Source organism: Rhodospirillaceae bacterium (assembly GCA_002746255.1).
GTDB lineage: Bacteria > Pseudomonadota > Alphaproteobacteria.
The window spans coordinates 1-23,652 of sequence record NVWO01000006.1 but is presented as its reverse complement, the minus strand read 5'-3'; the positions used below and the strand labels follow the sequence as shown (position 1 = coordinate 23,652).

At 56.6% G+C, this 23,652-nt stretch carries 28 protein-coding genes, 1 tRNA gene and 1 riboswitch; of the genes, 24 read left to right on the top strand and 5 right to left on the bottom strand.

Going from position 1 to position 23,652, the window contains the following annotated elements; genetic code table 11:
* Window positions 1-39: 39 nt before the first annotated feature.
* Window positions 40-231, top strand: a complete 192-nt coding sequence (locus COA65_05165; GenBank protein ID PCJ59920.1) for a hypothetical protein — start codon at window positions 40-42, stop codon at window positions 229-231.
* Window positions 232-257: 26 nt separating this feature from the next.
* Window positions 258-1,817: an alanine glycine permease gene (locus COA65_05160; protein PCJ59837.1), complete on the top strand. Its 1,560-nt coding sequence runs from the start codon at window positions 258-260 to the stop codon at window positions 1,815-1,817.
* A 77-nt stretch (window positions 1,818-1,894) separates the two neighbouring features.
* On the opposite strand, the gene COA65_05155 is transcribed toward COA65_05160, so the two are convergent.
* Window positions 1,895-2,338, bottom strand: a complete 444-nt coding sequence (locus COA65_05155) for a transcriptional regulator (protein ID PCJ59919.1) — start codon at window positions 2,336-2,338, stop codon at window positions 1,895-1,897.
* 361 nt (window positions 2,339-2,699) lie between these two features.
* Here COA65_05155 and rpiB point away from each other — a divergent pair, with 361 nt between their 5' ends.
* From rpiB to COA65_05105, 10 genes are all read left to right on the top strand, one after another.
* The gene (rpiB, locus tag COA65_05150) at window positions 2,700-3,140 is read left to right on the top strand and encodes a ribose 5-phosphate isomerase B (protein PCJ59836.1); all 441 of its coding nucleotides are present in this window, start codon (window positions 2,700-2,702) and stop codon (window positions 3,138-3,140) included.
* Window positions 3,141-3,162: 22 nt separating this feature from the next.
* The gene (gene glyA / locus COA65_05145) at window positions 3,163-4,470 is read left to right on the top strand and encodes a serine hydroxymethyltransferase (protein ID PCJ59835.1); all 1,308 of its coding nucleotides are present in this window, start codon (window positions 3,163-3,165) and stop codon (window positions 4,468-4,470) included.
* A gap of 48 nt (window positions 4,471-4,518) precedes the next feature.
* Window positions 4,519-4,977, top strand: coding sequence for a transcriptional regulator NrdR (locus tag COA65_05140; GenBank protein PCJ59834.1), 459 nt, complete (start codon window positions 4,519-4,521; stop codon window positions 4,975-4,977).
* Window positions 4,978-5,008: 31 nt separating this feature from the next.
* Entirely contained in the window at window positions 5,009-6,091 is a 1,083-nt protein-coding gene (gene ribD, locus COA65_05135; protein ID PCJ59918.1) for a riboflavin biosynthesis protein RibD, read from the top strand.
* A gap of 7 nt (window positions 6,092-6,098) precedes the next feature.
* Window positions 6,099-6,686 (top strand): riboflavin synthase, encoded by a 588-nt coding sequence (locus tag COA65_05130; GenBank protein ID PCJ59833.1) that lies wholly within the window; start codon window positions 6,099-6,101, stop codon window positions 6,684-6,686.
* Between the two features lie 68 nt (window positions 6,687-6,754).
* Window positions 6,755-7,840 (top strand): 3,4-dihydroxy-2-butanone-4-phosphate synthase, encoded by a 1,086-nt coding sequence (gene ribB / locus COA65_05125; GenBank protein PCJ59917.1) that lies wholly within the window; start codon window positions 6,755-6,757, stop codon window positions 7,838-7,840.
* Window positions 7,841-7,843: 3 nt separating this feature from the next.
* Window positions 7,844-8,311, top strand: a complete 468-nt coding sequence (locus COA65_05120) for a 6,7-dimethyl-8-ribityllumazine synthase (protein PCJ59832.1) — start codon at window positions 7,844-7,846, stop codon at window positions 8,309-8,311.
* The gene (locus tag COA65_05115; protein ID PCJ59831.1) at window positions 8,308-8,832 is read left to right on the top strand and encodes a transcription antitermination factor NusB; all 525 of its coding nucleotides are present in this window, start codon (window positions 8,308-8,310) and stop codon (window positions 8,830-8,832) included. Before COA65_05120 ends, COA65_05115 begins: the two co-directional genes overlap by 4 nt.
* On the top strand, window positions 8,825-9,814 hold the full coding sequence (thiL, locus tag COA65_05110) for a thiamine-phosphate kinase (protein PCJ59830.1): 990 nt from the start codon (window positions 8,825-8,827) through the stop codon (window positions 9,812-9,814). The genes COA65_05115 and thiL overlap by 8 nt, the downstream gene beginning before the upstream one ends.
* A gap of 94 nt (window positions 9,815-9,908) precedes the next feature.
* Window positions 9,909-10,385 (top strand): hypothetical protein, encoded by a 477-nt coding sequence (locus COA65_05105; protein PCJ59829.1) that lies wholly within the window; start codon window positions 9,909-9,911, stop codon window positions 10,383-10,385.
* A gap of 30 nt (window positions 10,386-10,415) precedes the next feature.
* Here COA65_05105 and COA65_05100 read toward each other — a convergent pair whose 3' ends face one another.
* Window positions 10,416-12,242 carry a phosphomethylpyrimidine synthase ThiC gene (locus COA65_05100; protein PCJ59828.1) on the bottom strand — a complete coding sequence of 609 codons (1,827 nt, stop codon included), beginning with the start codon at window positions 12,240-12,242 and terminating at the stop codon, window positions 10,416-10,418.
* 109 nt (window positions 12,243-12,351) lie between these two features.
* A riboswitch (TPP riboswitch) is annotated at window positions 12,352-12,466 on the bottom strand.
* Window positions 12,467-12,626: 160 nt separating this feature from the next.
* On the opposite strand from COA65_05100, the gene hppA reads away from it, so the two are divergent.
* Entirely contained in the window at window positions 12,627-14,705 is a 2,079-nt protein-coding gene (hppA, locus tag COA65_05095) for a sodium-translocating pyrophosphatase (protein PCJ59827.1), read from the top strand.
* A gap of 86 nt (window positions 14,706-14,791) precedes the next feature.
* On the opposite strand, the gene COA65_05090 is transcribed toward hppA, so the two are convergent.
* Window positions 14,792-15,235: a cell envelope protein SmpA gene (locus COA65_05090; protein ID PCJ59826.1), complete on the bottom strand. Its 444-nt coding sequence runs from the start codon at window positions 15,233-15,235 to the stop codon at window positions 14,792-14,794.
* A 155-nt stretch (window positions 15,236-15,390) separates the two neighbouring features.
* Here COA65_05090 and COA65_05085 point away from each other — a divergent pair, with 155 nt between their 5' ends.
* The 10 genes from COA65_05085 to COA65_05040 all read left to right on the top strand — a co-directional run bounded on the left by COA65_05085 (window position 15,391) and on the right by COA65_05040 (window position 20,893).
* Complete coding sequence (locus COA65_05085) at window positions 15,391-15,942, top strand: hypothetical protein (protein ID PCJ59825.1); 552 nt, start codon at window positions 15,391-15,393, stop codon at window positions 15,940-15,942.
* Window positions 15,939-16,481: a hypothetical protein gene (locus COA65_05080; GenBank protein ID PCJ59824.1), complete on the top strand. Its 543-nt coding sequence runs from the start codon at window positions 15,939-15,941 to the stop codon at window positions 16,479-16,481. The genes COA65_05085 and COA65_05080 overlap by 4 nt, the downstream gene beginning before the upstream one ends.
* A gap of 75 nt (window positions 16,482-16,556) precedes the next feature.
* Complete coding sequence (locus tag COA65_05075) at window positions 16,557-16,742, top strand: 50S ribosomal protein L32 (GenBank protein PCJ59823.1); 186 nt, start codon at window positions 16,557-16,559, stop codon at window positions 16,740-16,742.
* 33 nt (window positions 16,743-16,775) lie between these two features.
* On the top strand, window positions 16,776-17,828 hold the full coding sequence (locus COA65_05070) for a phosphate acyltransferase (protein ID PCJ59822.1): 1,053 nt from the start codon (window positions 16,776-16,778) through the stop codon (window positions 17,826-17,828).
* Window positions 17,825-18,799 (top strand): 3-oxoacyl-ACP synthase, encoded by a 975-nt coding sequence (locus tag COA65_05065; GenBank protein ID PCJ59821.1) that lies wholly within the window; start codon window positions 17,825-17,827, stop codon window positions 18,797-18,799. Before COA65_05070 ends, COA65_05065 begins: the two co-directional genes overlap by 4 nt.
* Window positions 18,800-18,893: 94 nt before the next feature.
* Window positions 18,894-19,205, top strand: a complete 312-nt coding sequence (locus tag COA65_05060) for an integration host factor subunit alpha (GenBank protein PCJ59820.1) — start codon at window positions 18,894-18,896, stop codon at window positions 19,203-19,205.
* A 17-nt stretch (window positions 19,206-19,222) separates the two neighbouring features.
* Entirely contained in the window at window positions 19,223-19,645 is a 423-nt protein-coding gene (locus COA65_05055) for a MerR family transcriptional regulator (GenBank protein PCJ59819.1), read from the top strand.
* A gap of 148 nt (window positions 19,646-19,793) precedes the next feature.
* A tRNA-Pro gene (locus COA65_05050) sits at window positions 19,794-19,870 on the top strand.
* 211 nt (window positions 19,871-20,081) lie between these two features.
* The gene (locus tag COA65_05045; GenBank protein PCJ59818.1) at window positions 20,082-20,624 is read left to right on the top strand and encodes a hypothetical protein; all 543 of its coding nucleotides are present in this window, start codon (window positions 20,082-20,084) and stop codon (window positions 20,622-20,624) included.
* A gap of 26 nt (window positions 20,625-20,650) precedes the next feature.
* Entirely contained in the window at window positions 20,651-20,893 is a 243-nt protein-coding gene (locus COA65_05040) for a hypothetical protein (GenBank protein PCJ59817.1), read from the top strand.
* A gap of 21 nt (window positions 20,894-20,914) precedes the next feature.
* Here COA65_05040 and COA65_05035 read toward each other — a convergent pair whose 3' ends face one another.
* On the bottom strand, window positions 20,915-21,955 hold the full coding sequence (locus COA65_05035) for a glycosyltransferase 9 family protein (GenBank protein ID PCJ59816.1): 1,041 nt from the start codon (window positions 21,953-21,955) through the stop codon (window positions 20,915-20,917).
* A gap of 124 nt (window positions 21,956-22,079) precedes the next feature.
* On the opposite strand from COA65_05035, the gene COA65_05030 reads away from it, so the two are divergent.
* On the top strand, window positions 22,080-22,418 hold the full coding sequence (locus tag COA65_05030) for a divalent-cation tolerance protein CutA (GenBank protein ID PCJ59815.1): 339 nt from the start codon (window positions 22,080-22,082) through the stop codon (window positions 22,416-22,418).
* Between the two features lie 28 nt (window positions 22,419-22,446).
* On the opposite strand, the gene COA65_05025 is transcribed toward COA65_05030, so the two are convergent.
* Window positions 22,447-23,508, bottom strand: a complete 1,062-nt coding sequence (locus tag COA65_05025) for a hypothetical protein (protein PCJ59814.1) — start codon at window positions 23,506-23,508, stop codon at window positions 22,447-22,449.
* Window positions 23,509-23,652: the final 144 nt, after the last annotated feature.

The window sequence follows — 23,652 nt, the reverse complement described above, 5'->3', positions numbered from 1 at the left end:
GGATATGGTAGAAAGTCTGCCATGGTAAAAGGTTCCGACATGGATGAACGGGAAGCCCTGATTGAAATCATACGCGTCGGAAACGCCGTCAAAGTGACGGCAATAGATCCGGTGACCCTGACGGAAGCGACGATCGTTGGTTCGCCGCGAGATGGCGAAGAGGTCTTGAAGCGGACGGCGATGGCGAAGCTGCGCTACGTGCTGAACAAAACCGCGGGCGAGGCGGGATAAAGCAAAAGAAACGACGAACCAGTCGCATGAAAATCCAATTGTTTAAAAAAAACCGGTTCTTTTCGATTTTTGCCGCCCTTCTTGTTTTTCTGGTTGGCGTCCCGGTTCGTGCGAAGGAAGCGTCGGAAAGCCTTGACGCCAAAATCGATGCAATCCTCGCGCCCGTCGCGGACGCCGTTTCCAGTACGATTTTTTATGCCGTTCCCGTTGGCGATACGCAAATCCGCCTTATTGTTGTCTGGCTGATCGTCGTTGCGGTTGGCTTCACCTTCTATTTTCGCTTCATCAACCTTTGGGGGCTTCGCCATGCGCTTGCCATCGTTGCGGGCAAATATGCGGACCCTTCCCAGCCCGGCGAAGTCTCGCATTTCCGGGCACTGACGGCGGCGCTTTCCGGCACCGTCGGGCTTGGCAACATCGCCGGTGTTGCGGTGGCAATCGCGCTTGGGGGGCCGGGCGCGGCGCTTTGGATGATTGTTGCCGGGTTCTTCGGCATGGCGTCGAAATTCGCGGAATGCACCCTTGGCGTAAAATACCGGGTTGTCCACAAAGACGGAACCGTTTCAGGCGGTCCGATGTACTACCTTTCCCGCGGCCTTGCCGAGCTTGGTTTGCCCTTGCTTGGGCGCGGGCTTGCCAGATTTTTTGCGGTGATGTGTCTTGGCGGTGCCATTGGGGCCGGCAACATGTTTCAGTCGAATCAGGCCTATCAGCAATTCGTCAACGCGACGGGCGGCGAGGCCAGTCCCCTTTACAACCAGGGTTGGCTGTTTGGCCTTATTCTTGCCGTCCTCGTCGGCCTGGTCATCATCGGTGGCATTAAAAGCATCGCGAATGTCACGGCAAAAATTGTTCCCCTCATGGGGGGCATTTACCTGCTTGCCGGGTTCGTTATTCTCTTCATTAATATCGAACATTTGCCAATGGCAGTCATGGCGATCCTGCACGGCGCCTTTACGCCGGAAGCGGGTTTTGGCGGGCTTGTCGGTGTTCTGATGATGGGCGTGCAACGGGCAGCTTTTTCGAACGAAGCCGGCATTGGTTCGGCCCCAATCGCGTATGCTTCCGTGCAGACGGCGGAGCCGATTTCCGTCGGGTTTGTTTCCCTGCTGGAGCCGCTGATCGACACGATCATTATCTGCACGATGACGGCGTTGGTCATTGTGATATCGGGGGTTTATCTGGAAAAAGATATTCTGGACGGCAACGCGCTGGGGGGCGTGTTGATGACATCGGCGGCTTTTGGGCGGACGATTGACTGGTTTCCTTACGTTCTGGCCGTTGCCGTCATCCTGTTTGCGTTTTCGACGATACTTACCTGGTCTTATTACGGGCTGAAATGTTGGACCTATCTTTTCGGCAAGACGCGAAAAGTAGAGCAGACCTTCAAGATTCTCTTTCTTACCTTCACGGTGATCGGTTCGGCAATGGGGCTTCGCGCCATTATCAATTTTTCCGATGCGATGATTTTTGCCATGGCTTTCCCGAACGCCATCGGTCTTTACCTGCTTGCGGGAAAGCTGCGTGCGGATCTGCGTTCCTACCGGGCGCGCTTGAAGTCAGGGGAAATTGCGCCACGGGCATGAGCCTCACGAGCGGAAGTCTCGCGGATGTGTGCCCACGGGCATGGGCCTTCAACAAAGAATTGCCGGTACGTTTTTGATTATTGTTTAGGCTTGCGTCCGCGCTTTTGGCCGGTCTGCTTGCCGAGGCCGATTTTCTTGGCGAAAGCCGAGCGCCGGGCGGCGTAATTTGGCGCCACCATCGGGTAATCTGCGGGCAGGCCCCATTTTGCGCGATATTCTTCCGGGTTCATCCCAAAGGTTGTGCGGATATGCCGTTTCAGCATCTTTAGTTTTTTGCCGTCTTCTAGACAGATGATGTAATCCGGCGTAATCGATTTCCGGATGGGCACGGCGGGTTTTTGCGGCGGCGCGATGGACTTGCCCCCGGTGGCATCCAGCGTCTCGAGCGAGGCATAGACGGTCTGGATCACGTCGGGGATCTGTTCGACGGCGAGCGTGTTGTGACCGACATAGACCGAAACAATCTCGGTGGTCATTCGGAGCAGTTCCGCCCGGGGCGTTCTTTCATAAGTCCCGGGCATTTTTTGGTAGACGTTATCAGACATGAAGTACTTCGCCATTTTTTGCTATGAATCTACATTCTATTTTTCAGATAAACAGTTAATTGTCAATAAGAGTAAAGTAAAATATGGCGTAACTCCCTAGGAATATTATGACCATACGCAAGTATTCAGTATTCAATATTCAATCTCATGACGCTTTGCCCGTTCGGGGCAGGGCCGCGTTACGCTTGGGCTGCTGCGGCTCAGGCAAGCCTGCCTTTTCATTCACCTTCCCCGGTTCTGCTCTTACTCGCCGGGGCCGGCAGGGGTAGGCTGGTGTGACTATGCGACATATGGTAGCTTTCCGTGTTCGTCACCCCCAGCACTGCCCATCCGGTCCATGCTCGTGAAACCAATTGCCATTGCCTCCGACCATGCCGGCTTCGAGTTGAAGGCGGTTTTGAAGGAAACCCTTGAGGAGATGGGGTACGCCGTCCTCGATCTTGGTACGGACAGTAGGGAATCCGTGGATTATCCGGATTTTGCCGACGCGTTGGCGGAAGCGTTTCACCAGGGTCTTGTAGACCGTGGTGTTTTGGTTTGCGGCAGCGGCCTTGGCATCAGCATTGCGGCAAACCGTCACCGCGTATTGCGCGCGACGCCGTGTCACGATGAAAAGTGGGCGCAGCTTGCCCGCCAACACAACGATGCGAACGTGTTGGCGTTAGGTGCGCGGCTGATTGATGAAGATGCTGCCAAGGCATGTTTGAAATTTTTTTTGGAAACCCCCTTCGAAGGGGGGCGTCACGAACGGCGCGTTCAGAAACTTTCTCCGCGCTAGATCAAAGAAAGGCCTGCTCTGTATGTCCGACATAAAAACCTCACCGCCACCGTTCTCGGGAAAGGGTTTTTTCCTTGAACATCTGTCGGAAACGGACCCCGCTATTTTCGAAGCGATTGCGAACGAACGCCACCGCCAGCAAGAGCAAATCGAGCTGATCGCTTCCGAGAATATCGTTTCGCCTGCCGTGCTTGAAGCGCAAGGCTCTGTGCTTACGAACAAATATGCCGAGGGCTATCCCTCGAAGCGTTATTACGGCGGCTGTGAATATGTCGATGTTGTCGAAGCGCTGGCCATTGATCGCGCGAAGGCGCTTTTCGATTGCTCATTTGCGAATGTGCAGCCCCATTCCGGGGCCCAGGCAAATGGCGCCGTGATGCTGGCGCTGCTGGCACCTGGCGATACCATTCTCGGCATGTCGCTTGCGGCGGGTGGGCATCTCACCCATGGGGCGAAGCCGGCGCTTTCCGGGAAATGGTTCAACGCCGTTCAATATGGTGTGCGCCGGGAAGATGCCCGCATCGACTATGACGAGGTGGAACGCCTTGCCCGTGAACACAAGCCAAAGCTGATCATTGCCGGGGGGTCCGCCTATCCGCGGATTATCGATTTTGAACGTTTCCGCAAGATCGCAGATCAAATCGGCGCGTATTTTATGGTCGACATGGCCCATTTCGCTGGTCTTGTGGTTGGGGGCGTGCACCCAAACCCGCTTCCTTATGCAGACGTCGTGACGACGACGACCCATAAGACGCTTCGGGGCCCGCGTGGCGGCATGATTCTCAGTCGGGATGAGGCGATCGGAAAGAAAATCAACTCGGCGGTTTTCCCCGGCTTGCAAGGGGGGCCGCTGATGCATGTGATTGCGGCAAAAGCGGTCGCTTTCGGCGAGAATCTCCGCCCTGAATTCAAGGAATATGCCCGCAACGTCGTTGAAAATGCTGCGGCGTTGGCAGCGGTTCTTGCCGAACGCGGCTTTGACATTGTTTCCGGCGGCACGGATACGCACTTGCTGCTTGTCGATCTGCGATCCAAGAATGTGACCGGCAAGGACGCCGAAGCTACCCTGGAGCGCGCCAACCTGACTTGCAACAAGAACGGCATTCCTTTCGATCCGCAGCCGCCGAAAATTACATCGGGTATTCGGCTTGGCTCCCCGGCGGGGACGACGCGGGGCTTTGGCGTGCAGGAATTCCGCCAGGTTGGTGCATTGGTTGCCGACGTTCTGGAAGGGTTTGCTGCAAACCCAACGGACAATCTGGCGGCCGAAGCGGCGGCGAAAGAATGCGTCGATGCATTGTGCCGCCGTTTTCCGATTTACACGGGGTAAAAGATTCGTTCCGGTGTTTAAGAATGCCGGAAAGGGGGAGAAAAAAATATGCGTTGCCCGTTTTGCCTGAATGGCGACACACAAGTTAAGGATTCGCGTCCGACCGAAGACAATTCGGCGATTCGCCGCCGCCGCCTGTGCTGTGCGTGTGGTTCGCGTTTTACGACATTTGAGCGGGTCCAGTTGCGGGAATTGACGGTCCTTAAAAAGAGTGGCCGGCGTTCGCCCTTTGATCGCGACAAGCTTGCGCATTCGATTCAGTTGGCTATTCGCAAACGGCCGGTCGAACCGGAACAGGTGGAACGGCTTATCAACGGCATTGTTCGCCGCCTGGAAAGTTCGGGCGAGAGCGAAATTTCCTCCGAGGTGATCGGAGAGATGGTGATGGATGCGCTCGCCAATCTGGACCAGGTTGCCTATGTCCGCTTTGCCTCGGTCTATCGCAATTTTCACGAAGCTAAGGATTTTGAGGAATTCGTTGGGAGGCTGAGTGCCGACGACGAATAACGGCCAACAGAACGGCCAGGACGCACGTCATATGCGCGCCGCACTTGGCCTGGCCCGGCGTGGGCTCGGCAATGTTGCTCCGAACCCGGCGGTGGGTTGCATCCTTGTGCGCGAGGGGCGTGTTGTAAGCCGCGGCTGGACCCAGCCGGGCGGACGTCCCCATGCGGAGATCGAGGCCATTCAAAGGGCTGGGACGATGGCGAAAGGGGCGGTTGCTTACGTTTCGCTCGAACCCTGCTGTCATACGGGCAAGACGGCACCTTGCGTGGATGCGTTGATTGCCGCCGGCGTCGGTCGCATCGTTGTGGCTGTCGAAGACACGGACCCGCGCGTCGCCGGGCAGGGCATTCAGCGGCTTCGCGATGCCGGTTTTGAAGTGACGGTCGGGGTCGAGGCCGAGGCGGCAGCGGAAATCAACGCCGGCTTTTTTCTTCTCATGGGCGAGGGGCGTCCGCTTGTAACCTTGAAGACTGCGACAACCCTTGATGGCCGCATTGCCACCCATAAGGGCGAGAGCGAATGGATCACGAGCGAGGAAGCCCGCAAGCTATCCCATGTCTACCGGGCGACCCACGATGCGATTTTGGTAGGTGTCGGGACGGCAAGCATCGACAACCCGATGTTGACATGCCGCCTGCCGGGGTTCGAGAATCAGACGCCGGTGCGCATTGTCGTGGATTCCAGATTGCGCTTGCAGCTTACAAGCAAGCTGGTTGCAACGGCCGATCAAATTCCGACATGGATCGTCGCCAGACAGGATGTTAGCAACGAACGCCGTCGGGCTTTTGAAGATTGCGGGGTGGACGTGCTAGGAATTCCGGTGGATGCGGATGGCTATCCGGATATGGGTGAAATGCTGCGCGCTTTTGGCGATCGCGGCCTGACGCGAGTGTTGCTGGAAGGCGGCGGGCATCTTGCTGCGGCGCTGTTTTCTCGGGATCTGGTTGACCGCATCCTTTGGTTCCGTGCGGCCAAAGTGATGGGTGGCGACGGGTTGCCGATGGCGACAGCTTTTGGCATTGATCGCCTTGCCGACATGCCTATCTTTCGAAGGCAGGGAACGTCGCCTGTTGGCGACGACCTGCTTGAAATCTATTCCCGCGATCGATCATAGGGCCGGCATGTTTACAGGCATTATCACGGATATAGGGCGCGTTCGCGCGATTGCTTCAGTGGGGGACCGGCGGGTCGAGATCGAAACCGGCCTCGACCTCGGCAATCTTGCCATTGGTGCCTCGATTGCGTGTTCTGGCGTTTGCCTGAGCGTGATCGAGAAGGGGGCCGGGTGGTTTGCGGTGCAGGTTTCGTCCGAAACCCTCGCATGCACGACGTTACGCGACTGGCAACGAGGAACGCCGGTTAATCTGGAACGCGCGATGCGGATCGGAGACGAATTGGGCGGCCATTTCGTTTCCGGGCATGTTGATGGCACGGCCGAAATTCTTAGCGGCACCCCAGAGGGGGACAGCCTGCGTTTTCACCTTGCAGTGCCAACGGCACTCACCCCCTATCTGGCACCGAAGGGTTCCGTTACCCTTGACGGGGTTTCGCTTACGGTCAATGCCGTCGAAGGGGCCATCTTCGATGTTAACATCATCCCGCAGACCCAGCGGGAAACGACCTTTGGAATTGCCAGGAAGGGCACGCATGTGAACGTGGAAGTCGATCTTCTTGCACGCTATCTTGCTCGCCTTCTGAAGAAGGATTAGCGCCAGTGTCCAATTCGCCCTCTCTTTCCGCGATCAAAGAAATTATTGCGGCGGCCCGTGAAGGCCAGATGTTTGTTCTTGTTGACGATAAAGATCGCGAAAATGAAGGTGATCTTGTCATTCCGGCCGAAAAAGTGACGCCGGAGACCGTTAATTTTATGGCAAAATATGGGCGCGGCCTGATTTGTCTGGCGCTTTCCTCCAAACGGATCGAAGACCTGAACCTGCCCCTGATGAGTACGCAAAACCAATCGCGTCATCAAACCGCCTTCACCGTCTCGATTGAGGCGCGCGAGGGGGTAACGACGGGAATTTCCGCAGCGGACCGGGCCCGGACGATTGCCGTTGCCATTGATCCGGATCAGGGCAGCGAGGCCACGGTTTCACCGGGTCATGTGTTTCCGCTTGCTGCGGAAGCGGGCGGCGTTCTCGTTCGCGCCGGCCATACGGAAGCGGCCGTGGACATTGCCAGGCTTGCGGGGCTTAACCCTTCCGGCGTGATTTGCGAGATCATGAACGATGACGGCACGATGGCGCGCCTTCCGGATCTTATCGCCTTTGCCAAGACTCATGGGCTAAAGATCGGGACGATTGCCGATCTCATTGCCTATCGCCGCCGTAACGAAGTCCTTATCGAACGCACCGCTGAAACGGAAATCATCAGCCGGCATGGCGGCAAGTTCCGCATGGTTGTTTACCGAAATAAAATTACAGGTGCTGAACATGTGGCTCTTGTGAAAGGCGATCCGGCGCAGCCGGGGGCGGTGCCGGTTCGCATGCATGCGCTGAACGTTTTTACCGATATTCTTGGCGAGGATAGCGAAGGGCGAGGTGGCGAATTTCAATCGGCGCTTCGGTTGATCGGCAGGCAGGATCGTGGGGTTGCGGTTCTTATTCGCGAGGCGATGCCGTCGAATCTTTCTGCGCGCGTGAAGGCGCGTCAGCAAAAGACGCCGGCGGAAGAGGGCGGCGTTAAAATATCCAGCGAGCTTCGTGATTATGGAATTGGCGCCCAGATTTTACTCGACCTCGGTGTTCGGGATATGATCCTGCTTTCAAACCGGTTGCATACGATTATCGGCCTTGAAGGCTATGGCCTTCGCCTTGTAGGCCAGGAACCGATCCCGTCGGATGACTCAGATGACACGGTATAAAGCATGAGTGCTGCCCCCCTTCACATCCTGATCGTTGAAGCGGACTTCTATAAGGAGATTTCGGACGCGCTTGTTCAGGGTGCGACCGCGGTTCTGGATGCCGCAGGTGCCAGTTACGAGCGTCTTGCCGTTCCCGGTGCCTTCGAAATACCGGCGGCGATCAGTATGGCATTGCGGTCACGGCAATTTCACTCAGGTGAAAAGCGCTTCGATGGGTATCTTGCACTTGGCTGTGTCATTCGGGGGGAAACCTCTCATTACGATCATATCTGTGAAGAAAGCGCGCGCGCGCTCCAATCCCTTGCCAACGCACATTCCCTTGCGTTTGGTTATGGGATTCTTACCGTCGAGAACCAGGAACAGGCTTGGGCGCGTGCTGCCGTCGATCAGCGAAACAAGGGTGGCGATGTTGCCCGGGCATGTCTGCGTATGATCGCGGTCAAGCAACGTTTTCATTTGCACCCGCGATGACGTTCCCTTCTCACAAAACCGGGAAAGAGACGGCGTCGCCGGATGACGCGGTGCAACGCCATGCCTTGCGGCGCAGTCTGGCGCGCTTGGCGGCTGTGCAGGCGCTCTATCAGGTTGAACTGACGGACACATCTGCCAAGCATGTTGTTGATGAATTTTGCGCCAATAGTCATGGGGGCATTTTTGAGGGGCAATCGGCGGCAGCGGACCTTATAAAATTTGAAGCGATTGTCCGGGGTGTGGAAGAACGAAAATCGCTGCTCGACGAACACATTGCCGCCTCCCTTGCAAAGGACTGGAAGCTGGAAAGGCTTGCGGCCGTCTTGCGCGCGGTTCTGCGCGCGGCCAGTTTTGAGCTGGTGGCGGCGCCAGATGTGCCGGCAAGAGTTGTCATCAATGAATACGTTGATCTTGCGCATGCCTTCTTCGAAGGAGACGAGCCGGGTTTTGTAAACGGCATCCTCGACCGTCTCGCGCGTGTGCTTCGTGCATCGGAGATGGAGAAGGCAAAAGGTGAATGACCGGCGCCTCCCAGACGAATTTGACCTGATTGCCCGTTACTTTGCACCCTTGACGAAGGGATTTCCGGGCGCCTTTGCGCTTGGGGACGATGCTGCCGTTATCCACCCGGAGCCGGGCCGCGATATTGTGGCAACGGCGGATACAATGGTGGCGGATGTCCATTTTCTAAACAGCGATCCACCGGCCTTCATTGCCCGCAAACTGCTTCGCGTCAATCTTTCCGATCTGGCGGCAATGGGCGCGCGGCCGCGCCACTATTTGCTGACATTGGCACTGCCAAAGGGTACGGATTCGGAATGGGTGGCGGGTTTTGCGGCAGGCCTTGCCGAAGACCAGGAACTTTACGGCATCACGCTTGCGGGTGGGGACACGGTCGCAACCTCTGGTCCGGCGACGCTTACCCTGGCGGCGCTTGGCGATGTACCGGCGGGAAAGGCGCTTCGCCGGTCCGGTGCGCAAAAAGGGGATCGGATTTATGTAACCGGCACCCTTGGCGATGGGGCGCTTGGTCTTGCCGTGTTGCAGGGGTCCCTTGCCCATCTTTCGAAGGTCCACGCGGCGCAGCTTGTTGACCAGTATCATTTGCCAAGGCCGCGTCTTGCCATCGGCAGGAAACTGATTGGCTGCGCCCATGCCGCCATCGACATTTCTGATGGCCTTGTTGCCGACCTTGGCCATGTTGCGGGTCAATCCGGTTTCGGCGCGACGGTCGAGGCAGCGCGTCTGCCACTTTCGGCGGCCACCACCGCTGCCCTGGAAAAAGATTCAGACCTGTTCGCGGCGGTCCTTGGCGGTGGCGACGATTACGAACTTCTCTTTACGGCGGCCCAGGAAAAAGAGAAAGAATTGGCATCCCTGGCGGCATGTGAAGGGGTGAAAATCACCTGTATTGGCCGCATCGAAGGCGCAGACGGGGTTCGCGTTCTAGACGCGCAAGGGGCTGAAATTCCCGTTAAATGCACCGGTTACCGCCATTTTTAAGGGATGTTCGTTGGCGGGGTTCTCCAGGCGCGCAATTTATTTAATGAAAATTTATAAAATGCGCGTATCTCACTCTTTAAGTATCGCCAGCAAGATGGAAAGCGAGACGTTGGGTGAAGGCATGGAGATGAAAGGATGGCAAGTCGTTCGAAACCTTGCCATGGCCGGGCTGCTATTTGGTGTCGGCTTTATGGCTGTGCCGCCTGTCTGGGCGGCGGATGCCGAGGGGCTCGCCGAAGCTGACGCGTCAGCGATTCATTTCATCAAACTTGGTGCCTTCGTTATTCCAGAGGTGAATGGCAATCAGGTGACGCGGCATGTTTTGCTGGAGATTTCACTTGAAGTCACCGGCGATGAAAAAAAAGCAAAAGTCGAACATATGCTGCCGCGTGTTAAAGACGCGGTTTTGCGCGTCTTGCACAGGCACATGTCACGGCGGCGCACGCCGGATGCTGCTCAGGATATTCTGAAGCTCAAGCGCAAGATCAGGAAGGCTAGCAACGCGCTTCTTGGCGACGGTATGATTAACGAAGTCCTGATCGAAAACACCCTGGAGCGCAAACTTCTCTAAGCCTGCATCCCATTTCCATGCGGGGCCTTTTTATGCGGGCTTGCGAAGTTTTTCTTCGCCGTCTGTGTCTTCCAGATAGACTTCGCCGCCGCCCTCGCGGAATTTTTGTGACATCTCCTTCATGCCGGCCTGGGCATAATCTCGGACTTCGTGAGAGATTTTCATGGAGCAGAATTTTGGGCCGCACATCGAACAGAAATGGGAAAGTTTTGCGCCTTCTGCGGGCAAGGTCTGATCGTGAAACGATGTCGCCGTTTCCGGGTCCAGGGAAAGATTGAACTGATCCCTCCAGCGAAACTCGAAGCGCGCCTTGCTTAAGGCGTCGTCTCTCGCTTGCGCCTGGGGATGGCCTTTTGCAAGGTCGGCTGCATGGGCAGCGAGTTTATAGGTGACGACACCTGTCTTGACGTCGTCCCGGTCGGGAAGGCCAAGATGTTCTTTCGGCGTCACATAGCAAAGCATGGCGCAGCCATACCAGCCGATCATGGCGGCGCCGATGGCGCTTGTAATGTGATCGTAGCCGGGGGCGATGTCCGTCGTAAGTGGCCCAAGGGTATAAAACGGCGCTTCATCGCAATGGCGCAGTTGTTCGTCCATGTTCGTTTTGATTTTGTGCATCGGCACATGGCCTGGCCCTTCGATCATGACCTGGACGTCGAAACGGTGCGCGACCTTGCAGAGCTCGCCAAGGGTGCGAAGTTCTGCGAATTGGGCCTCGTCGTTGGCGTCCGCGATGCAGCCCGGCCTTAAGCCGTCGCCAAGCGAGAAGGCCACGTCATAAGCCGCCATGATTTCGCAGATTTCCTCAAAATGCGTGTAGAGGAAATTCTGCTGATGGTGGGCAAGACACCATTTTGCAAGAATTGCGCCGCCGCGTGAGACGATCCCGGTAACGCGCTTTGCCGTCATGGGGATGTATTCCAAAAGCACGCCGGCGTGGATCGTGAAGTAATCAACGCCTTGTTCCGCCTGTTCAATCAGCGTGTCCCGATAAACCTCCCAGCTAAGATCTTCGGCCTTGCCGTTGACCTTCTCAAGGGCCTGATAGATCGGGACCGTTCCGATTGGGACCGGCGAATTACGCAGGATCCATTCCCGGATGTTGTGAATGTTTTTTCCGGTCGAGAGGTCCATGACGGTGTCGGTGCCCCAGCGCGTCGCCCAAACCATTTTGTCGACTTCCTCGGCGGCGGTAGAGGCGATTGCCGAATTGCCGATATTTGCATTGATCTTCACAAGGAAATTGCGACCGATCACCATCGGTTCGCTTTCCGGGTGGTTGATGTTGGCGGGCAGAATGGCGCGCCCACGGGCAATTTCGTCGCGAACGAATTCCGGCGTGACGTGATCGGGGATGGCGGCGCCGAACGCCTCGCCGTCGCGCGCAAGGGGTGCCGCTTCCGCGGCCCGACCCAGATTTTCTCGAATGGCGACATACTCCATTTCCGGGGTAACAATACCGGCGCGCGCATAATGCAACTGCGTCACGCATTTCCCCCCCTTTGCGCGTAGCGGCTGCCGATTGCCGCGGGAAAAACGCTCAAAGGCAATGGGTTCGTTTGATTTTGCGCCATTGTCCTCGGGGCGCGAGGTGCGGCCCGCATAGGCTGCAACGTCATCCCGTCCTTCGATCCAGGGCTGGCGCAGGGAAGGGAGGCCCTGGCGAATGTCGATCTTGACCGTCGCATCCGTATAAGGGCCGGAGGGATCATAGCTGCGGACAGGCGGTTCGCCTGCCGAAAGGGCTGTTTCACGCATGGCGACGCGAAGTCCCGGGTGAAGCCGGCCTTGGACGTAAATTTTCTTCGAGGCGGGCAACGGCCCCATCGTGACGGAAAAATCGCCTGGGTGCGACATCGGGGGAACTCCTGCAATCGGCTTATTTCAAGGAGATCCGAGGGTAATGCGGCCAGATAAGGAGGCGGTCAAAACACCCGCATGGCCGAGAATTGGTTTCTCCGGCACTGCGATTCCCGCGTTCCTTCCCTACGCCGGTTTGCCCGGATCAGGTTCAAAGGGTTGCAGGGCAAAGCCCTGCTCTCAACCCGCCGCGCGGGTGGCGGGTACCCCCAGGAACTTGGACTTATGGTGGGGCCTTGGCCGTCCAGCGTCAAGGGGGGTGAGAGGTAGCTTGCGCCACGTTTCCGATTCTGTCATTTTCCGCGCGATTTCATATTACGCGAGGGTCCTTACGCGACGCCATAGAGGGCGACAAGGGACGGATATCCAAGGGGAATACGAATGGAGAATTTGCTGTACTACATTATCGCCTGCGGTGGACTGGCGGTGCTTTACGGAATTGTCACAAGCCGCCAGATTCTAAGTGCGCCTACGGGCACGGATCGTATGCGCGAGATTGCTGCCGCTATTCAAGAAGGGGCGGGCGCCTTTCTCAACCGTCAATACAGCACAATCGCCCTTGTTGGTGTCGTGATCGGACTGCTTTTGTGGTGGCAGCTTGGTCTCTATAGCGCGGTCGGCTTCCTCATCGGCGCGGTTCTTTCGGGCGCGGCCGGTTACGCCGGGATGTATATCTCGGTTCGGGCAAATGTACGCACGGCCGAGGCCGCACGCACGGGTGCGGCTGCCGCGCTACAGATTGCGTTCCGTTCCGGCGCGGTGACGGGTTTTCTCGTTGTCGGTCTTGGCCTGCTTGGCGTGGGCGGCTATTACCAGTTTTTGCTGCAAACGAGTCTTGAAGGACGCGATCTGATCGTTCCTCTGGTGGCCCTCAGCTTTGGTGCTTCGCTCATTTCGATTTTTGCGCGCCTGGGTGGCGGCATCTTTACGAAAGGGGCCGATGTTGGCGCCGACCTCGTTGGCAAGATCGAAGCCGGCATTCCCGAGGACGACCCCAGAAACCCAGCGGTCATTGCGGACAATGTTGGCGACAATGTTGGCGACTGCGCCGGCATGGCAGCCGATTTGTTTGAGACCTATGCTGTAACGATCGTCGCCACGATGTTGCTGGCGGCTCTCTTCTTTACCGGTGAAATGCAGTCGCAAATGATGCTGCTGCCGCTTGCGATTTGCGGGGCCTCTATCATTGGCTCGGTCGCGGGGACGTTCTTCGTCCGTCTTGGCAAGTCCGGAAACATCATGGCGGCTCTCTACAAGGGGCTGCTGGCATCTGCCGTTCTTTCGGCGGGGATCATAGCTTTGGTCTTTCACTATATGGGCATCTTCGGGCAGGACTTTCAGGTCGGCTCGCTTGCCTTTACCGGTTATGATCTTTTCTATTCCGCCCTTACGGGCCTTGTCGTGACGGGGCTTCTCGTCTGGATTACGGAATACTACACGTCCACGAGTTTCCGCCCGGTCATGAGCATTGCGAAGGCATCGACGACCGGCCATGGGACGAACGTCATCCAGGGCCTTGCCGTCTCTATGGAAGCGACGGCCTTGCCGATACTTGTCATTTGTGCCGCCATCATCTTTACCTATACGAGCGCCGGACTCTTTGGCATCGCGATCGCCGCGACTGCCATGCTGGCGCTTGCCGGTGTGGTCGTGGCTCTCGATGCGTATGGCCCGGTTACAGACAATGCCGGTGGCATTGCCGAGATGGCGGAACTGCCCGAAGACGTTCGCAAGACGACGGACGCGCTGGACGCGGTCGGCAATACGACGAAGGCGGTGACAAAAGGCTACGCCATCGGTTCGGCCGCTCTTGCGGCCCTGGTCCTTTTCGCGGCGTATGTGGAGGATATTCACCACTACTTCCCCGATCAGGAAACGAACTTCAGCCTACAGGACCCGTACGTTGTGATTGGCCTGTTCCTGGGCGGTATGCTGCCTTATCTCTTTGGGGCCCTTGCCATGATGGCGGTTGGTCGTGCGGCGGGTTCCGTCGTTATCGAAGTTCGCCGTCAGTTCAAGGAAATCGATGGCATCATGGAAGGCAAGGCAAAGCCGGATTACAGCCGTGCCGTTGACCTTCTTACCCGTTCGGCCATCAAGGAAATGATTGTGCCTTCCATGTTGCCTGTGCTGGCACCGGTCGTTCTTTATTTCGTCATCGATTTCGTTGCCGGACAGGCAGCTGCCTTTACGACATTGGGCGCGATGTTGCTGGGCACGATTGTGACCGGTATTTTCGTTGCCATTTCGATGACGTCGGGTGGTGGTGCCTGGGACAATGCGAAGAAGTATATCGAAGAGGGGAATTTCGGGGGCAAGAACTCCGATGCCCATCATGCGGCCATCACCGGCGATACGGTCGGAGACCCGTACAAGGACACGGCGGGTCCTGCCATTAACCCGATGATCAAGATCATCAACATCGTCGCTCTGCTATTGCTGACGGTGCTGGCAGCCTAAAAAGCGGTCAGACGACCTTTCAAGAAAAAGCCCCGAGAAATCGGGGCTTTTTTTTGCTTTGGCGGGCGCGTTGCGTTTTGGGAGGGTTAATTAAAAATACTCTCGATCCCGCCAAACATTTCCTCAATCGCCGAAGGTTTTTTGCCGGGGGTTGGAGTCTTGCGGGAAATCATCTCGACGATCCGACCGTTTCGAAGGTCGTATTGGTAGATGTTTTGTACGATGCCCTTCTCGTCAAAATCGATAGCGATAATTTTCCGGCTGATGACCTGGGGGTCCCGGAAAGTCTTTTTTTGCACCCGCTCGCTGATGTAGTACCAGGTGCCATCGTCAAAGGTCGCGCGGACAGAGGGGGAGCCGATTATCTCGGCCACGTCCTCATGGGTTTGTACACCGGGCTGGATTGTCGCAAGCGCGCTCTGGTCGAGGGCGTTGCCGCGTTTCAATATGGTGGGCGAGCATGCCGTTAGGCTACAGGCGAATAACAAAGCTCCAATGATCCCATAGGGGCGGAGGTGATTTTGCTTCATTTTACTCAATTCGCTGCTGGTAGGGTGAGCGCCAATCCCGCATAATTCTTTTCATTGCAAGGGTCGGCCACGGCTGCCCGAGAAAACACTGGAAGTTCTGTCTTGTCAATCATTCCACCAGGTGGTTGTCAGCTCTTTTGAAGAGAGGGTGGGGGATGCGTTTTACTGAGCTGATGAAGCCGTTTTCTGCTGAAGGTCCGGGACGGGTGCTTTATTTGCAGATTGTCGCCCAGACGCGCCAGCCGGAATTCTATCGCCATTGTGGGGTGCCGGACACCCTGGACGGTCGTTTCGAGATGCTGATCCTGCACATGTTTCTTGTCCTTCGCCGGTTGAAGGGCGAAGACGCGCCCGCGCTTTCCCAGGAACTGCTCGACACGCTGTTTGCGGACATGGATGAAAACCTCCGTGAGATGGGTGTGGGGGACCTGTCCGTTGGCAAGCGGGTAAAACAGATGGCAGACGCCTTCTATGGGCGTATTGCCGCCTATGAGGATGGCCTGGACGGCGAGGCGGGGGTTCTGGAGGCGTCGCTGGCACGCAATCTGTTCGGGACGGCGAAAGCGTCTCCTGCGGCGCTGGCGGTCCTGGCAGCCTATTTACGGCGCGAGGCGGAAAGCCTGGCAGCCTTGGATATGAAGGCCATTCGTGCTGGCGAGGTTGCCTTTGGCCCACCACCGAAGGCCGCGAAAGGGCAGGGAGGGTGAAAAATATGGAAGCGCCGGCTCAGATTGAATTTTCACGACTGATTTCGACGGCGGAAATCGTCGAGAAAGCGGCGGTCTTTACGATTGAAGCAGACAAAGCCGAGCGTGCAGGCCTGGCCGAACGGTTCGACTTAAGGGCCCTTCACCGCCTTTGGGCGGAGCTGCTGATCACGCCAGAGGCAGGCGGCCGGCTTCGTCTGGATGGGCATCTGACGGCAGATGTCGTCCAGACCTGCGTTGTTTCTCTTGCTGATGTCGCCACGCCGGTTGATGGGCGCTTCTCCCTTTGTTTTTCCCCAGAGGTGGCATCAGAGCCGATCGAAATTCTCATTGACCCCGGCGAGGACGACCCGCCAGAGCTTTTGGTGGGGAAAAGCCTGGATCTGGGAAGAATTATTGCCGAGCAACTGGCCATGATTCTGGCCCCCTATCCACGCCTTTCAGGGGCCAAAACAGCCGGATTTAAGAGGCAAACCGCCGAAAAACAGGAAACGGCCTCCCCCTTTGCCGTGCTTTCCGTCCTGAAGGGTGCACAATAGGGGACGCTTGGTGGCTTGCCGTGCGGCGTTTTTTTGTTTAATTAGACGGCCTTGCTTCATTGAAAGAGTACGACGATGGCGGTTCCGAAAAAGAAAGTCTCCCAATCGCGAAGAAACATGCGGCGATCCCATGACGCGCTAAAGCTGGTCAATTATATGGAATGTCCGAATTGCGGCGAACTGAAGCGTTCGCATCACGTTTGTTCCGCCTGTGGCCAGTATCGTGGTCGCGACGTCGTGGAAAGCAAGGAAGCAATCTAACCAGCCGCCTGTCAGGCTGAAGGGGGTGGGTGCGTGAGCACTGCATTGACAATCGCGCTTGACGCGATGGGCGGGGATCATGCGCCTTCAATCGTTGTTGACGGTGCCAGTCTGGCCCGTGAGCGTTTTCCTGATCTTCGCTTTATTCTATTCGGCGACGAGAATCAGTTGCTGCCGTTAATCGCGAAGCACCCAAAGCTTCTCACATGCTCTGAAATTCGTCACACGGATCAGGCCGTGGCCAACGACATGAAGCCGTCGATGGCGCTTCGCAATTCCAAAAAATCCAGCATGCGCCTTGCCATTAACGCCGTTCATGACGGCGAAGCGCAGGGCATTGTTTCTGCCGGTAATACGGGCGCATTGATGGTCATGGCGACGGTCGTCCTGAAAACCTTGCCCGGAATTGACCGACCGGCGATTGCAGGCTATCTCCCAAGCATGCGGGGCGACGTCGTGATGCTTGACCTGGGTGCTAATCTGGATTGCGACGCCGACAATCTGGTCCAATTCGCTATCATGGGCGATCTTTTCGCAAAGACGGTTCTGGGGCTGCCGGAACCGGTTGTGGGCCTTCTCAATGTCGGCTCGGAAGAGCAGAAGGGCCATGAATCCGTGAGGGAGGCTGCAGCGGTCTTGCGGGACCCTGATTTCCCCGTAAAATTCCATGGGTTTATCGAGGGGAACGACGTTCTGGAAGGCAAGGTGGACGTGGTGGTCATTGATGGCTTTGCGGGCAATGTTGCGTTGAAAACCGTCGAAGGGGTTGTCAAATTTTACAGCAATGTTATGGCAAAAGCCTTTCAGGGTTCATTTCTTGCGCGCCTTGGGTACCTTCTGGCACGGTCCACTCTTCGCAAGGCGCGTCAAAGGGTCGATCCTCGCCAATACAACGGCGCCATGCTGCTGGGTTTGAACGGCGTGGTCGTAAAATCGCATGGGGGCACCGACACCGTTGGATTCGCGAATGCCATCGGGGTTGCTGCGGACATGTTGGGTTACGGATACAATGACAAGATTATTGCCGAATTTGAACGCGTGAATGCCCATCGTGCGTCATTGGTAAAAGCGGCGCCGCCCGCATGACGGGCCATGCGCGAATCGTTGGTTGCGGGGCGTATCTTCCGGAACGAATTTTAACGAACACCGAACTTGCGAAGACGGTCAACACCTCGGACGAATGGATTGTCACGCGCACCGGGATCGAAAAGCGTCACATTGCCGCCGATGGCGAGCTAACATCCGATCTGGCCTATGAGGCAGCCGTCGCGGCACTCCGCCATGCGGGCCTCAAAATTGACGACATCGACCTTATCGTGCTGGCGACGGCAACGCCGGATAACACCTTTCCATCGACCGCAACCCAGGTTCAAAAGCGCCTCGGCATGACGTGGGGGGCTGCTTTCGATGTGCAGGCCGTCTGCTCTGGCTTCATTTTTGCGCTGGCGGTTGCCGATAATTTTTTGCGCCTCGGGCAGGCGAAGGGGGCGCTGGTCATTGGGGCGGAAACCTTTTCGCGGATTTTGGACTGGACGGACCGGCGAACCTGCGTTCTCTTTGGCGACGGTGCCGGTGCCGTTGTGCTGCGGGCCGAAGAAGGCGCGCTAGGCTCTGAAAAACCGGGAGTTTTATCGACCCACCTGCATTCGGACGGTCGTTACCGAGATCTTTTATACGTGGATGGTGGCCCCTCCAGCACCCAGACGGTTGGTCATCTTCGGATGTCCGGGCGCGAGGTTTTTCGCCATGCCGTGGTCAATCTTTCCAGCGTCGTTCACGAGGCGCTTGCGGCAAATAATCTTCAGCCCGATGACATCGACTGGATTGTTCCCCATCAGGCGAACAAACGCATCCTGACCAGTACGGCCAAGAAACTCGGACTTCCGATTGAGCGCATCATCATTACCGTTCAGGAACATGCCAATACGTCGGCGGCATCCATTCCACTTGCGCTGACCACGGCCGTTACGGATGGGCGAATTCAGCCGGGCCATCTTTTGTTGCTAGAAGCGATGGGCGGCGGGTTTACATGGGGTTCCGCCCTGGCCCGGTGGTGAAGGCATCTTTTGGGAAATGCGTCTAACTAGCGATGTTGACTGGTTTTTTTGTCCGGGTTAGGCTGCCGATCGTAAGACAAGGGAGTCTAGCCGCATGGGTGAAGGCACAGTTACGCGAGCACATTTGACCGAGGCGGTGTATCAGGAAATCGGTCTTTCTCGAAACGAGTCGGCGGATCTGGTTGAGTCGGTATTGAAGCTTGTTTCGGATGCGCTTGTTCGGGGCGAAACGGTGAAGGTTTCTTCCTTTGGAAGTTTCTCCGTTCGTCAGAAAGGTCAGCGCATTGGCCGCAATCCCAAGACCGGGGAAGAAGTGCCAATTCTGCCGCGCCGGGTTCTTGTCTTTCGGGCTTCACAGGTCCTGAAAAGCCGAATTAATAAGGCGCTATCTGGAGGGAATCTTTAGGGTTCGGTGGGTCTTGAATGGTTGAATTACTGAATCCAGAATTTGAACGCCGGGGGAGCAGCAAGTCCGCTTCCGCGTTCCGTACGATCAGTGAAGTTGCCTCTGAGCTTAAGATTCCACAACACGTCCTTCGCTTTTGGGAAGGAAAGTTTACACAGATCAGCCCGTTGAAGCGTGGTGGCGGGCGACGGTACTACCGACCGGAAGACATTGAATTGCTTCGCCGGATCAGCGCCCTTCTTTACGAGGAGGGTTATACGATCATGGGGGTGCAAAAGCTGTTGCGAAATGGCAATGGTGGCAAGAAGGCAAGGTCTTCCGAGAGCATCGAAAAACCCATTCCCCATTCTGGAATCGATCCTGAAAAACGCGCAGCGCTTCGTTCCATCCTTCTTGAGTTGGAGGATTTACGGAACACGCTGCAYAAGCTTCAGGGTTAAGCACAAGCAATCGGCGCTTTTGCYGATTCGGTCGTCCCTCCCATYGGCMTNCTTTTCGGTCGTCCCTCCCGTTGGCCTCTTTTTCGGTCGTCCCTCCCATTGCGAAGCCTTTCAGTCCTCCCTATAGTCCGCCTGCATTTCTTTTAGCCGGAGCGTAGCGCAGCCTGGTAGCGCACCACACTGGGGGTGTGGGGGTCGTGGGTTCGAATCCCGCCGCTCCGACCATTAACCGGCCACCCCGTTGGGGCCGGTTTAGGGCACTGGCAAGCCGGTTGTCCTCTTCCTTTCCATCCTTGGTGAGGGGTTCCTAGCGAAACTATGGTTAACGGCGGGTGCCGTGCATATTTCTTTTGCGGCGAGCCCTTTTCTTTCCGAAAGGCTCTGTTAATCTCCGAGCGAAGGCCCACCGGCAGGGCCATTTGTTTCAGGAAAAGCGATGGTTTTAATTCCCCTCTGGGCTTTTATTTTGGTGGCGGTCGCCGTGGTGGCGATGGCGTTGCTTGCCGGGCTTCTTTTGCGGTTGAACAGGCGTCTTGCCAGCTTTAAGGAAGGGATGGTGTTGCATTCCGAACTGATGCTGCAATTGAAGCTTAGGGAAGAAAACGCCCCGGTTATCTGGTGGGATCCAACGGTCGAACCATGGCCGGATATGGACAAACGTCATCGCAATCGCAGTGAATTTACCCATGCCGTTCTTGGGATACCAGAGCGCCTGCGTTGGGGCACAGTCATGGGCCGCTACATGCGGATGCTCGTCACCGGGCTTGCCGGCGCTCTCGTCGCGGCGTTCTGGATTTTTGGCTGGACGCCGGTCGTTGCCGATTGGGCTGTGGCCTGGCAAAGAGATATTCTCTTCGCGGCCCTTGTGCTGTTCGGTATCCTTTTCTTTTATGCCCTCGTTCAGTGCGCCCGTAAACTCTTTCAACGGGAATGGCTCCGGCAAAACGCGCCACCGGCACAAACGCCGGAAAAGCGCTAACCTTCACCGATTGTGAGTAGGCGATCGTGATCCATATCCAACGGAACAGCGTTCATTTCCGCATCCTTGAGGCATTGTGTGCCTTGCCGGAAGCCGTGCGCGGCATTACGTCCGTCATGTTGAACCGGAAATTTGATGCTCCCCGGGTTCTGGTGGAACTCGCATCGAATGGGTTGATTGCCGAAAAAGGCTGGGACAAGGGTCCGGGTGCCGTTTTGGTCGCTACCGATACGGGCATGCGCCTCTACCGCGAACTCGCCGCCGACTGAGTTTTTAAAAAACAAAAAAGATTACGTGTTTTCCACGACTTTTAAAGCGGGAGACGGGACGTTCGGTGATTCCTTCATGCGATGTTTTGCGCAACGCTCCCAAAGTTCGCATGCCGCTGCTTCCACTGCTTCGACCGTCAGGCTTTCCATCAGGGTTTCATCCGTTTGTCCAATCTGGCGGATGAGGTCTTGTGCCGGGATGACCGTTTCGGCAATGCCGGTGCATTTTCCCCATGGCCCATAATTTTCCTTCAGGCTTGGTCCAAAGAGGCCGAGGGTTGGCGTTCCAGTTGCCGCGGCCAGATGCATCAGCCCGGTGTCGTTTGAGACGACGAGGTTGCAGCGCTGAAGGCAGGCGGCGGCCGTTAGCAAATCGCCCTTGCCTATGATATCGACAAAATTTTCTGGTGGAATGACGTCAAGGATTGGTTGCACGATTTTCCGTTCCCTGGCCGTGGCGAAAATGGCCACCCGGGCGTTGGCAAAAATACCGCTTGGCGCGGTTAAGCACTTTACAAGCTCGACATAACGGGAAATTGGCCATTGCTTGCCTTCCCAACTCGTTGTTGGGCCAAGGGCAAGAACGGGCGTGCCAGAAGGGACAAGTCCGGCGGCTTTTTTGCGGTCTTCGGCCGCCGTCCATATCTTTGGGTCCGGCGGCGTTTTAAGGCCGAGAACCAGGCCGTGCTGTTCGATTTTGTGTAGGGATTTGCTGCAATGCCAGAATCGGTAGACGCGCCGTTCACGGGAAAACAGAAACCAGCTTATGAAGGAGGATCGCATGTCGACGATCAGATCCCAGCGCTGGGAGACATTTTTTGCCCACAATTCGATCCAGTGAAGGTCGTAGGGGCGTTTTCGAACGGGGATGACCTGGTCCAGATTTGGAAACGCCCGAAACAGCGGCACAGACAGAGGCCCACAGGCAATGGTGAAGGACGCGTTTGGATGCCGTTTGGCAAGGTGGGAGAGCAACCCCATCGTCATCACGGCATCGCCGATCCGTGTTGACGTTATGAAGAGGATCTTCATCGTCCTTTTGTCGTTTCTTGCCTTGCTCAATGCACGTGCCCCCACGCTTTAGGCTCAAAGTTGCGCCAAACCGAGCTGATTGTCCTATATCGCAGTTAAACGAGGGCGTAAACCGCTGTTGCCATTCAATCTGTTTTGCTACGGTCAAGGGCGTATGCAGCAACCCACAGAATCCCATCTGGTTTACATCACCGCTTCTTCTCTAAAAGAGGCGGAGCAAATTGCCCGCGATCTGGTGACGTGCCGGCTTGTCGCATGTGCAAATGTGATCGATCGGGTTCGGTCTTTTTATTGGTGGCAGGGCGAGGTGAAAAACGACTGCGAGGCGTTGGTCATCGCCAAGACGCAGGCGGCCTGTGTTGACGCGGTGATCGCACGCGTAAAAGAACGTCACAGTTACGATTGCCCCTGCGTCGTCACCTGGCCTCTGGGTGCAGGCAATCCGGGTTTTCTCGACTGGATCGCGCAGGAAACGAAGGCCTGCGAAGATTAATTCTATCGGCGCCCTTCGTTTCCTTTTCCTAAAAGGCGAATTGCCAACCGAAGGTAAGAATCCAGTCGGTTTCCAATTGTGGCCCGTCGAGGTCCTGGTGAACCGGTAGCGCGAATTCCAGTGCGAGGCGGTTGCCTTTGAACATGCCCTCGGGAAGCAGCGTGTTCAGCCCGAAGGCAATGTCGATTCGATTGCCGCTCTGGCGCGTCGGGTCCGTCGTTTGTACCATCATCGGGTTCAACGCCGGGTCGGCGCCGTTGATGTCACCCCAGGCGTGGAAATTCAGGCCCAGAGAGGCACTCAGCCAATTGGTGACCGGGCGTTGCCCCCAGGTCGAAAATTGCACACGGTCGCCGAGGCGGTAATCGTGGCTATTCTTGCCAAGGTGGATTGTGCCGGTCAATTGGGCACCCCAGGAATAAGCCTCGGAATAGCCAACGTAAGTCAGGCCCGGCAACAGGTCATAGGTACCAGAGCCAATTTGCATGGGATAGGGAAGGATCGCATTCGCCATTGCTGGCGTGTCGTCCTTCTCCTTGATCGAACCGGTTGGAAGGCTTAACCCCGCATTTAGATGAACACGATGATGGCCTTCCTCATAAAGGCGGACCAGGGCGCTTAGCCTTGCATCGCCAATGCCTTTCGATTTGGTCGTGAAGGCGGCCCCCATGCGCGTTACGTGGTCCATGGATTTTTCGACATAGGGCAGCATGACCATGGCGGTCACCGCGTCTGTGACGCCATACATCAGGCCGAACATGTGCATGTCCATGGTCATGCGTAAGGGTGCAACGGGAAAATCGGAGAGAACCTGTTGCGTTGAAACGTCGTTGGTTCCGTCGCGATTGCCCTCCATCTTCATGTGCATGTAGCGGTAAGAGAGCATGATTTCGCCCTCGTCATGGCGGTGTTCTCCCATGAGTGAAATGGGGGCGTGGCCGTCCGGACGTTTGCTGAAGGCACGTTTTTGACCGTAATGGCCAAGTTCAAATTCTCCGTCCGGCACGCTGTCTGCGCGGGCGTCCGTGGCAAAAATGGCCGCAAGCCCGATGGCAAGGCTCCATGCCCAAAGAAAAGCAGTCCTTTTCATTGCAAAAACTCCTGTACCGGCCGCGACGGTTCATCGGCGGGGCCGGATTAAATTTCGGGTGTTTTGAAGATGAGAATTATCACAACAATTTTTTCATTGCCTGCATTTGCATGGGATGCTGTAGGACACAAAATCGTCGCGCAA